The organism is Sphaerotilus sulfidivorans, assembly GCF_013426975.1.
Lineage (GTDB): Bacteria > Pseudomonadota > Gammaproteobacteria > Burkholderiales > Burkholderiaceae_C > Sphaerotilus > Sphaerotilus sulfidivorans.
In genome coordinates, this window is sequence record NZ_JACCPY010000024.1 from 57,661 (window position 1) to 66,695 (window position 9,035).

At 71.7% G+C, this 9,035-nt stretch carries 9 protein-coding genes; 3 read left to right on the plus strand and 6 right to left on the minus strand.

Annotation, left to right across the window (positions count from 1 at the left end; all coding sequences use genetic code 11):
• Nucleotides 1-8 precede the first annotated feature (8 nt).
• Genes prmC through hemA form a run of 3 tightly spaced genes read right to left on the minus strand, consistent with a single transcriptional unit; the run spans nucleotide 9 to nucleotide 3,189 of the window.
• Nucleotides 9-830 carry a peptide chain release factor N(5)-glutamine methyltransferase gene (gene prmC, locus HZU84_RS14070; protein WP_149502574.1) on the minus strand — a complete coding sequence of 274 codons (822 nt, stop codon included), beginning with the start codon at nucleotides 828-830 and terminating at the stop codon, nucleotides 9-11.
• On the minus strand, nucleotides 827-1,909 hold the full coding sequence (gene prfA, locus HZU84_RS14075) for a peptide chain release factor 1 (protein ID WP_149502575.1): 1,083 nt from the start codon (nucleotides 1,907-1,909) through the stop codon (nucleotides 827-829). The genes prmC and prfA overlap by 4 nt, the downstream gene beginning before the upstream one ends.
• Nucleotides 1,906-3,189, minus strand: a complete 1,284-nt coding sequence (gene hemA / locus HZU84_RS14080; RefSeq protein WP_149502576.1) for a glutamyl-tRNA reductase — start codon at nucleotides 3,187-3,189, stop codon at nucleotides 1,906-1,908. Before hemA ends, prfA begins: the two co-directional genes overlap by 4 nt.
• An 86-nt stretch (nucleotides 3,190-3,275) precedes the next feature.
• Between hemA and HZU84_RS14085 the strand changes: the two genes are divergently transcribed.
• Complete coding sequence (locus HZU84_RS14085) at nucleotides 3,276-3,584, plus strand: hypothetical protein (RefSeq protein WP_149502577.1); 309 nt, start codon at nucleotides 3,276-3,278, stop codon at nucleotides 3,582-3,584.
• A 24-nt stretch (nucleotides 3,585-3,608) separates the two neighbouring features.
• Here HZU84_RS14085 and HZU84_RS14090 read toward each other — a convergent pair whose 3' ends face one another.
• Nucleotides 3,609-4,562, minus strand: coding sequence for a LysR family transcriptional regulator (locus HZU84_RS14090; protein ID WP_149502578.1), 954 nt, complete (start codon nucleotides 4,560-4,562; stop codon nucleotides 3,609-3,611).
• Nucleotides 4,563-4,573: 11 nt separating this feature from the next.
• On the minus strand, nucleotides 4,574-5,581 hold the full coding sequence (locus tag HZU84_RS14095) for an MBL fold metallo-hydrolase (protein WP_244954410.1): 1,008 nt from the start codon (nucleotides 5,579-5,581) through the stop codon (nucleotides 4,574-4,576).
• On the opposite strand from HZU84_RS14095, the gene HZU84_RS14100 reads away from it, so the two are divergent.
• Complete coding sequence (locus tag HZU84_RS14100; protein ID WP_180692965.1) at nucleotides 5,552-6,172, plus strand: response regulator transcription factor; 621 nt, start codon at nucleotides 5,552-5,554, stop codon at nucleotides 6,170-6,172. The genes HZU84_RS14095 and HZU84_RS14100 overlap by 30 nt on opposite strands.
• Here HZU84_RS14100 and HZU84_RS14105 read toward each other — a convergent pair.
• Nucleotides 6,150-8,027 (minus strand): sensor histidine kinase, encoded by a 1,878-nt coding sequence (locus HZU84_RS14105; RefSeq protein ID WP_149502580.1) that lies wholly within the window; start codon nucleotides 8,025-8,027, stop codon nucleotides 6,150-6,152. The genes HZU84_RS14100 and HZU84_RS14105 overlap by 23 nt on opposite strands.
• Nucleotides 8,028-8,315: 288 nt before the next feature.
• Between HZU84_RS14105 and HZU84_RS14110 the strand changes: the two genes are divergently transcribed.
• Entirely contained in the window at nucleotides 8,316-8,948 is a 633-nt protein-coding gene (locus HZU84_RS14110; RefSeq protein ID WP_149502581.1) for a response regulator transcription factor, read from the plus strand.
• Nucleotides 8,949-9,035: the final 87 nt, after the last annotated feature.

Here is a 9,035-nt window from a genome sequence, read left to right on the forward strand (position 1 = left end):
CGCGCCGCTCAGTCCGGTCGGCGCGCACCGGTGCAGCGGCGGTGGCCGGCCAGGTCCTGGCGGTGTGCTACCGCCTGCCAGCCGGCCGCATGCAGCAGCGCCGCGACCGCGTCGGCCTGGTCGTGGCCATGCTCGAGCAGCAGCCAGCCGCCGGGCGCCAGATGCGCCGGCGCGTCGGCGACGATCTGGCGGATCGCGTCCAGGCCGTCGGCGCCGGAGGTCAGCGCCAGGAGCGGCTCGTGGCGCAGCGCCGGCAGGTGCGCGTCGCCCTCGGCGATGTAGGGCGGGTTGCTGACGATCAGGTCGAACATGCGCCCGGTCAGCGGCGCGAACCATGCGCCCTCATGCCAGTCGACCGCAAGACCCAGCCGCTCGCCGTTGCCGCGCGCGACCGCCAGCGCCGCCGGGCTGAGGTCGACCGCGCCGACCTGCGCATCCGGCCGCCGCGACTTGAGCGCCAGCGCGACGGCGCCGCTGCCGGTGCCCAGATCGACCAGCGCGCGGCCCGGCGGCAGCGCGGCCAGCACGTCGAGCGCCCAGTCGACCAGCGTCTCGGTGTCGGGCCGCGGGTCGAGCACGTCGGGCGTGACCGCCAGCATCAGGCCGTGGAACTCGTGCTGGCCGGTGAGATAGGCGACAGGCACGTCGTCGCGCCGCCGGGCCAGCCAGTCCTGCCAGCGCGCCTGCTGCGCGTCGTCGAGTGGCGCGTCGTCATGCGTCAGCAGCCAGGTGCGTGATCGCGCCAGCAGCGCGCCGAGCAGCGCCATCGCGTCCGCGCGGTCCAGCCCCTGCGCACGCGCTTGCCGCAGCGCCTCGGCGACGGTGGTCATGCCTGCGCTTCCATCTCGGCGAGCAGCTCGGCGGCGCGGGCGGCCTTCAGCGCGGCGACGACCTCGTCCAGGTCGCCTTCCATGATGGCGCCCAGCTTGTAGAGCGTCAGGTTGATGCGGTGGTCGGTCAGGCGCCCCTGCGGGAAGTTGTAGGTGCGGATGCGGTCGGAGCGGTCGCCCGAGCCGATCAGGCCCTTGCGGGTCGCGGCCTCGCGGGCCTGGCGCTCCAGCCGTTCCCTGTCGCGCAGCCGCGCGGCCAGCACCGCCAGCGCCTTGGCCTTGTTGCGGTGCTGGCTGCGGTCGTCCTGGCATTCGGCCACCAGCCCGGTCGGCAGGTGGGTGACGCGCACCGCCGAGTCGGTCTTGTTGATGTGCTGGCCGCCGGCGCCGCTGGCGCGGAAGGTGTCGATGCGCAGCTCGGCCGGGTTGAGCGTGACCTCCTCGGCCTCGTCCGGCTCGGGCAGCACCGCCACCGTGCAGGCGCTGGTGTGGATGCGCCCCTGCGTCTCGGTGGCCGGCACGCGCTGCACCCGGTGGCCGCCGGACTCGAACTTCAGCGCTTCATAGACCGTGTCGCCGGCCAGCCGCACGACCACTTCCTTGTAGCCGCCGAGGTCGGATTCGTTCGCCGACATGATCTCGGCCTGCCAGCCCTGGCGCTCGGCGTGGCGCAGGTACATGCGCAGCAGGTCGCCGGCGAAGAGCGCCGACTCGTCGCCGCCGGTGCCGGCGCGGATCTCGAGAAAGGCGCTGCGGTCGTCGTCCGGGTCGCGCGGCAAGAGGGCCGTCTGCAGCTCGGCGTCGAGCCGGGCGATGTCGGCCTCGGCGGCGGCGATCTCCTCGCGCGCCATCTCGGCCAGGTCGGCGTCGTCCAGCATCACGCGGGCGTCCTGCAGGTCGCGCTCGCGCTGCTGCAGCTGCGTCCAGCGCCCGGCCAGCGCCGAGACGCGCGCGTGGTCGCGGGTGAGGGTGCGCAGCCGGCCGATGTCGGCCATGACCTGCGGATCGGCCAGGGCGGCGTCGAGTTCGGCAAGGCGCAGGATCTGGCGGTCGAGCTGCTGGCGCAGGAAAGGCGTCATCGGGTCGGGTTCTCGCCGCGCAGGAACAGCCGCGTGACCGCGTCGATCATCTGCGCGCGCTGCTGCGGGTCGGCGTTGTGGAGTTCGGCCATCGCGCCGTGCAGCATCTTCTGCGTCAGGCCGCGCGCCAGCGCCTCCAGCGCCTCGTCGGGCGAGTCGCCGCGGGCCAGCAGCTTGCGCGCACGGGCCAGCTCGTGCTGGCGCCACTGCTCGGCCTGCGCGTTGAGCGAGCGGATCAGCGGCACGGTGGCGCGCTGGTCGAGCCAGTGCACGAAGTTCTGCACGCCCGACTCGATGATCGCCTCGGCCTGTGCGACGGCCGCCTGGCGCTTCTCGCCGGCGGTCTGCACCACCGCCGACAGGTCGTCGACGGTGTAGAGATAGACATCCTCGAGCTGCGCGACCTCGGGCTCGATGTCGCGCGGCACGGCCAGGTCGACCATGAAGATCGGGCGGCGCCGGCGCGCCTTCAGCGCGCGCTCGACCGCCCCGAGACCGATCAGCGGCAGCGCGCTGGCGGTGCACGACACCACCGCGTCGAACTCGTGCAGGCGCGAGGGCAGGTCGGCCAGCCGCATCACCTCCGCGCCGAACTGCGCGGCGAGCTTTTCGCCGCGCTCGAGCGTGCGGTTGGCGATGGTGATGTGGCGCGGCGCCTTCGCGGCGAAGTGGGTCGCGGCCAGCTCGATCATCTCGCCGGCGCCGACGAAGAGGATGCGGATGCGGCTCAGGTCCTCGAAGAGCTGGCCGGCCAGGCGCACGGCGGCGGCGGCCATGCTGATCGAGTGCGCGCCGATCTCGGTGGCGGTGCGCACTTCCTTGGCGACCGAGAAGGAGCGCTGGAAGAGCTGGTGCAGCGTCGTGCCCAGCATGCCGGCGGCATCGGCCTCGCGCACCGCCTGCTTCATCTGGCCGAGGATCTGCGCCTCGCCCAGCACCATCGAGTCCAGCCCGGAGGCGACGCGGAAGGCGTGGCGCGCGGCTTCCTGGCGCTCCATCACATGGGTGTGGCGCAGCAGCTCGTCGGCGCTGACGCCGCCGTGTGCGGCCAGCCACTCCAGCGTCGGGCGCACCAGCGTGCGGCTCTGCGGCGTGGGGGTGGCGATGTAGAGCTCGGTGCGGTTGCAGGTCGACAGCAGCGCGGCCTCGGGGGTGGCGCGCGACAGGCCGGAGCGCAGGCCGTGCAGCGCCGCCGGGATCTGCTCCAGCGTGAACGCGAACCGGCCGCGCAGGTCGACCGGCGCGGTGTGATGGTTCAGGCTGAGGGCGAAGACGCTCATCGCGCGATTGTAAGATCCCCGGCCTGACTCCTCATCTTGATGAGGCTCATGTTTCCGCTTGATGAACCTCCCGGGAGATCCCGACGATGGGCCCGATCGACGCTTTCTGGCACCTGTGCAATTTCCTGCTGCCGGCGCTGGTGACCGCGCTGCTGACCACCTCGGCCTGCCGCGTGCTGTGGCGCCGAGCGCTCGGCGGCCTGTCCTGGCGGGCCCTGCTGCGTCCGGCCCTGATCGCAGCGCTGCTGGCGCAGACGGGCGCGCTGGTGCTGGCGGGCCGCGACGGCAGCATGCTCGGCCATGCGGCACTGGTGCTGGCGGTGGCGCTGGCGCTGTGGTGGCGCGCCTTCGGGCCGGGCTCGGCGAGCGAGGGTGCCGGCGTCCCCCCGGCCTGAGGGGCAGACGGGATCAGGCCCAGGTCAGACCGGCGTCGGTGAGCCGCTGCACAGCGGATGGGTCTGCCACGGATCACGGTCGGCGTCGCCGAAGGTGCGCAGCATGAAGTTCCAGAACGCGCGGGTGCGCGCCGGCACATGCTTGCGCGAGGGCATGGTCATCCACAGCCCCAGGCTCAGCGCATGCCAGCCCGGCAGCACCCGCTCGAGCGCGCCTCGGCGCAGGGCCTCCTCCACCACCAGCGAGGTCAGGCCGGCAATGCCCAGGCCGGCCAGCGCCGCCGCGTAGAGCGTGTCGGTGTGCGCGGTCGACAGCAGCGGCCGGCGCGGCGTGGGCACCCGCACCGAGCGCTTGTCGCCGTCATGGTGAAAGCTGACATCGCGCTGCAGCATCGAGGTCGGCGGCAGCAGCATCTGGTGCTGCTCGAGTTCGAGCGGATCGACCGGCCGGCCGGCGCGGGCCAGATAGGCCGGCGAGGCGCACAGGATCACCTCGCTGCGCGCGAACTGGCGGGCGACGAAATCGCCCTCGGGCGGATCGCGCAGCGCCAGGATGGTGATGTCATGCTGCTCGTCGATGCTGGCGAGATCGACCGTCGAGGTCAGCGACAGCGTGATGCGCGGATGCTCGGCATGGAAGGCCGGCAGATGGCGCGCGAGCTGATGGCTGGCGAAGGCCGAGGGCACCATCACCCGCAGATGGCCGTGCGGCTCCTCGCTGGCGGCCTGCACCAGCGACTCGGCCTCGTCCACGTCGGCGAGAATGGCGCGCACCCGCTCCAGATAGCGTTCGCCCACGCCGGTCAGGGCCAGGCTGCGGGTGGTGCGCTGGATGAGTCGGGCGCCGAGCTGGTCCTCCAGCTCGGCCACCAGCCGGGTGACGACCGCCGGCGCCAGGTCGAGCGCCCGTGCGGCACCGGCAAAGCTGCCCTCGTCGATGACGCGGGCGAAGACGCGCATCGCGCGCAACTGATCCATGAGTGCACTCCCTAGACATCGTGAAGCCGCTGCTGGTCGTCGAGGCGCAGTGCGTCGACGGCCAGCAGTTCGGCCAGCAGTTCCTGGAACCACTCGCCCGGGGGGCCGTCGAAGCCTGCCCGGCTGCGGGTCGACTCGAAAAGCGGTGTGGTCTCGGCCCAGGAACGGGCCGCATCGAGAGCCTGTTGCTGCTCTTCCATCAAGTGATATTTCAGCAGAACCTTGCCGGCATGACGGGCATGCAGTGCCGGATTTGCGACAAAACGGGACAGTCGTCTGCCGGCGCGCTGCAATGCGGCCGGCACATCGTCGAAAGGCGTGCCGTGACCGGGAATGACCCGCGCCGGCGCGATGCGGCCGATCAGCGCCAGCGTCTCGGCCACCCGATCGAAGGCGTCGAGGCCGTCGAGCTCCGGAAACACCACGCCGAATCCGTTCTGCCACAGCGCATCGGCCGAGATCAGCACGCCGTCGGTCGCCTCGAACAGCATCAGCGCGTCCGGGTCGTGTCCGGGTGCGGCCAGCACCTCCCAATGCCGCGTGCCGACCGTCAGCCGTTCGCCGGCGGCCAGCGCACCCGCCGCCACGAAGCGCGGGCAGCGCTGGCCGGTCGGTCGGTAGCCCAGCCTGTCTTCGTCCCAGTCTATGACTGCCGCAAGCGATCCGGCAGGTACCAGGATCTGTGAACTGAATGTGGCCTGGACTGTTGCATTTCCGCCGCAGTGATCCGAGTGCAGATGGGTGTTGAGCACCCGCCGCAGCGGCTCGCCCTGCAGGGCGTGGTGCAGCAGGGCCAGGGTCTGTCCGGCGTGGTTGCAGTGGCCGGTGTCGACCAGCACCGCGCCTTCGCCGGGCAGGCCGTGCAGCACGATGTTGTTGGCCGACAGCCAGCCGCGCTCGAGCACCGTCAGCGGGTCGTGCGGGCAGCGGAAGAGGGCGGTGGAATGGTCGGTCATGGCGCTACATTCATCGGCGGGGAGGAAAGCACCATGAAGTCTGTGCTGCTGATCGATGACCATGTGATGTTCCGGGAGGGACTGGGCCTGCTGCTGGGTCAGCGCCTCGGTCCGATTCGCCTGCTGGAGGCTGGTTCCCTGCACCTGGGCATGCGGCTGCTGGCGGCGCAGGACCGGCCGGTCGATCTGGTGCTGCTCGACCTGGAGCTGCGCGACAGCCGCGGGCTGGCCACCTTCGAGCGCCTGCGCCAGTCCTGTCCGCAGCTGCCGGTGCTGGTGCTGTCGGGATCGGTCGACGACATGCCGGCGGCCGAGCTGATCGAGCGTGGCGCCGCCGGCTTCGTGCCGAAGTCGCTGGGCATCGACGCGCTGGTCGAGCCGGTGCGCCGGCTGCTGCAGTCGGCCGCGCCGGCCGAGCCCGAGCCGCTGTCGCCGCGTCAGCGGGCGGTGCTCGGCCTGCTGGTCGAGGGCAAGTCGAACAAGCTGATCAGCCGCGAGCTCGACCTGTCCGAGGCGACGGTCAAGACGCATCTGCAGGCGATCTTCCGCAAGCTCGATGTCTGCAATCGCACGCAGGCGGTGCTGGCCGCGGTGCGGCTCGGACTGGTCGACGAGCATGAGGCCGAGTGCTTCAGGACGATGACGCACGACTGAGTGCGGCTGGCGTCAGCCTGGGCAGCACCAGGCTGAAGCTGCTGCCCCGGCCCGGTGTCGAGCGCAGGCTCAGCGGGGCCTGCATCAGCCGGGCGCAGCGGCGCACGATGCCCAGGCCCAGGCCGCCGCCCGGGGGGTCGTCGTCGAGCCAGGCCGGGTCGATGCCGGGGCCGGTGTCGATCACCACCAGCCGTACCTGCGTGCGGCCATGCGGGCGCACGCCCACCAGCACGCCGCCGCTCAGGGTGTTCTGCACCGCATTGCCGACCAGGTTGCGCAGGATCTGCTCGAGCAGCAGCGCGTCGGCGATGACCACCTCTGGGGTCGGCCGCACGATCAGCCGCAGGCCGCGGGCCATCGCCAGCGCATCGCAGTCCGCCGCCACGGTGCGCAGCAGCGGCTGCAGCGGCACCGGAGCCGGCCGTGGCTGCTGGCCGCGCCCCTCGATGCGCGACAGGTCGAGCAGGCCGTCGAGCAGACTGGCCATCGTCTGGCTGGTGCGATCGATCTGCCCGGCCAGCTCGGTGATGCGCTGGCCGGTCCGGGCCGGCGCGACCGGCTGCTCCCGCAGGGTCTGGTGCAGCAGCTCGGCCAGCATGCGCAGTGCGCTCATCGGCTGGCGCAGGTCATGGCTGGCCGAGGCGATGAAGCGGCTGCGGGCCTGCACCGCCTCGTTCAGCTCGGCGGTGCGCAGCGCGACCTGACGCTCCAGCTCGAGGCGGTCGCGGTCGCCGCGCATCAGACCCTCGGCCAGCCGGGACAGCAGCTGAGCCGCGAAGACGGCCACGATCAGCGGCACCGCGAACGGGGTCCAGTAGGCATCGCTGACCGTGGTGCGGCCGGTCTGATGGAGGTAGTCGTGCACGCCGGCGACCAGCACCGCGAGCATGCCGGCCGGCATCAGCGCCCGCTGGAACGTGCTGGCGCCGGGCGCATGCCGAACCATCAGTGCCAGGGACCACAGCACCATGACGATCAGCACCGGATAGGCCAGCTGCCGCACCGCATCGCTCTGGCCGGCCAGGATGCCGATCGTGCCCGCCAGCGCCAGCGTGCCGCCGCCGACCTGCAGCAGCCAGCGCAGCCGCGGCGCTTCCTGCTGAACATGGGCGCGCACGAAATGCCCCAGCAGCACCACGGTCAGCAGCTGGAGCAGATAGAACAGCAGACTGCTGAGCGGGCCGGGGACCGGGCTGGCGATGCTGAAATAGGCCTGGTTGCGCAGCGTCGCCAGCAGGGCCAGCAGGCCGAAGCAGCCCAGGGCGCGCTCGTTGCGACGCACCGCCCACAGCAGCAGCATGAACAGCGCGATGCCGCTGGCCGCCGCATTGATCAGCTGCACCGCCAGGCGCTGCTGCTGCCAGGACCATACCGGCCCGCGCAGCAGCAGGTCCTCGGGCCCGATGTGCAGCACGCCCAGGCCGGCGCGCGGGAAATCGCCCGCCACCTCGATCTCGAGCAGGTCGACGCCGTCCTGCCGCCGCGCGGATGGCGGCAGTCGCACCAGGGTGGTGCCGATGCTCAGCAGATGCCGCTCCTGTCCGGCGCGGTCGCTCAGCAGATGGCCGTTGAGCCGGATGCGGTGACGCGAGGGAATGTGCTCGATCCAGAGCGCCAGGTCGGCGCCGGCCGACGTGGATGCCGGCAGCCGGATCCTGTACAGCCCGGTGCCGCGCGGCAGCTCATCGCGTCGTCGCCAGCTGTCCGGCAGGGTGACCGGGCGCCAGCGCGCCTCGCCTTCCTTGCGGAATTCGGCCTGAAGCTGCTGCTGCAGCGGCAAAGGCGTCGCCAACGGGGCGGATCGCGCAGGACCGGCGAGCAGCACCACCACCAGCAGCAGGAGCGCAGGCGGCATGGGTCCAGGTGCGGGCAGGACAAGCCTCCACAGGCCGGACAGGGCGCGGACGGACGGCAGACGCAGGCTGAGCATGGCGCGACAGGCCGGGGAGGGCGGGGGTGACGCCATCTTGCATGTTCCGGCGCCGCTGCGGCTCGGGGATCAGCCATAGGGTTGAGGCTGTGGCTTGACGGCCCGCAAGCCGGCCTGATCCAGCGCGTCTGCACAATCAAGGTGTGATGAGCAGTTCCGGCCAGCCGGAATCCGCCGGCGGGCCGCAGGGCTGCGCCCAGGGGGAGTCTGATCATGAGAACCGTGCTGCTGGTCGATGACCATGTGCTGTTTCGCGAGAGCCTTGCGCTGCTGCTGCGTCAGCGATTGCCCGAGCTGAGGGTGCTGGAGGCCGGTTCGCTCCACCTGGCCCTGCGCCAGTGCGAGCGCCATCCCGACATCGATCTGATCGTGCTGGACCTGATGCTGCGCGACAGCCGCGGCGTGCTGACGCTCGAGCGCCTGCGCCGGGCGTGCCCGGGCACCGCGGTCGTGGTGGTGTCCGGCGCGACCGAGGCCGGTCTGGCGCTGGAGCTGCGCCGGCTGGGGGCCAGCGCCTTCCTGCCGAAGGAGGTCGGCTCGGAGGATCTGCTGGCGCTGCTGCGGCGCTTGCTGCTGCTGCCCGAGGCGGTGGCCGCCGAGCATCGCGAGCCGCTGTCGGCGCGGCAGCGCGAGGTGCTCGAGCGCATGATCGAGGGCAAGTCGAACAAGGCCATCTGCCGCGAGCTCGACTTGTCGGAGGCCACTGTCAAGACCCATGTGCAGGCGATCTTCCGCAAGCTCGAGGTCAACACCCGCACCCAGGCGGTCATGGCGGCGATCCACCTCGGGCTGCATGCCCCGGGCAGTCTGACCTTGCCCCCAGAAACCGTCTCCCATGCTGAGTGATGCAATGTCAGCAAGGAGAGCGGAAATGACGAAGCCGAAGGCTGCGCCGAGGGCGCGCTACACATTGGAATTCAAGCAGGAGGCGGT

Bases quoted from the DNA above. Each gene is read 5' to 3' on its own strand.
- prmC (WP_149502574.1), bottom strand. From the start codon at position 830: ATGACCACCGTCGCCGAGGCGCTGCGGCAAGCGCGTGCGCAGGGGCTG.
- prfA (WP_149502575.1), bottom strand. From the start codon at position 1,909: ATGACGCCTTTCCTGCGCCAGCAGCTCGACCGCCAGATCCTGCGCCTT.
- hemA (WP_149502576.1), bottom strand. From the start codon at position 3,189: ATGAGCGTCTTCGCCCTCAGCCTGAACCATCACACCGCGCCGGTCGAC.
- HZU84_RS14085 (WP_149502577.1), top strand. From the start codon at position 3,276: ATGGGCCCGATCGACGCTTTCTGGCACCTGTGCAATTTCCTGCTGCCG.
- HZU84_RS14090 (WP_149502578.1), bottom strand. From the start codon at position 4,562: ATGGATCAGTTGCGCGCGATGCGCGTCTTCGCCCGCGTCATCGACGAG.
- HZU84_RS14100 (WP_180692965.1), top strand. From the start codon at position 5,552: ATGAAGTCTGTGCTGCTGATCGATGACCATGTGATGTTCCGGGAGGGA.
- HZU84_RS14095 (WP_244954410.1), bottom strand. From the start codon at position 5,581: ATGGTCATCGATCAGCAGCACAGACTTCATGGTGCTTTCCTCCCCGCC.
- HZU84_RS14105 (WP_149502580.1), bottom strand. From the start codon at position 8,027: ATGCCGCCTGCGCTCCTGCTGCTGGTGGTGGTGCTGCTCGCCGGTCCT.
- HZU84_RS14110 (WP_149502581.1), top strand. From the start codon at position 8,316: ATGAGAACCGTGCTGCTGGTCGATGACCATGTGCTGTTTCGCGAGAGC.